The organism is Massilia sp. TS11, from assembly GCF_022012445.1.
Lineage (GTDB): Bacteria > Pseudomonadota > Gammaproteobacteria > Burkholderiales > Burkholderiaceae_D > Telluria.
Window position 1 is genome coordinate 1 of record NZ_JAKLTS010000043.1, and the last position, 605, is coordinate 605.

Sequence of the window (605 nt, forward strand, 5' to 3'; positions counted from 1 at the left end):
AGCGGTCTGTCGAACTCGGACAACATCACCAGCACGCTGGCCCCGACGGTGCGCATCAGCCTGGCTGGCACCGGCGCCGTCGCCGGTGACATGGCCGAGCTGCTGCTCGGCGGATCTTCGCTGGCCCATGCCGTCACGGCGACGCTGAGCAGCACTGACATCAGCAACGGCTACATTGACGTCAGTGTCACCAGCGGCGATCTGGGCAGCGATGGCAGCAAAGTCCTCACGGCCCGCGTGACCGATCAGGCGGGCAACGTGGGCACGGCCGGCGGCTCGTTGACCGTCACGCTCGACACGACCGCTCCGTCGGCACCGAGCACGGCCCTTGCTTTGAGCAGCGCTTCCGACAGCGGCCTGTCGAACTCGGACAACATCACCAGCACGCTGGCCCCGACAGTCCGTATCAGCCTTGCTGGCACCAGCGCAGTCGCAGGCGATGTGGCCGAGCTGCTGCTCGGTGGTTCCGCGCTGGCCCATGCCGTTACGGCGACGCTGAGCAGCACCGACATCAGCAATGGCTATGTCGATGTCAGCGTCACCAGCGGCGACCTCGGTAGCGATGGCAACAAAGTCTTCACGGCGCGCGTCACCGACCAGGCCGG

General features: G+C 66.8%; 1 protein-coding gene. It reads left to right on the plus strand.

Going from position 1 to position 605, the window contains the following annotated elements:
• Nucleotides 1–605, plus strand: a 605-nt coding sequence (locus tag LZ005_RS21545) for an Ig-like domain-containing protein (RefSeq protein WP_237811119.1), incomplete at both ends; no start/stop codon positions are given.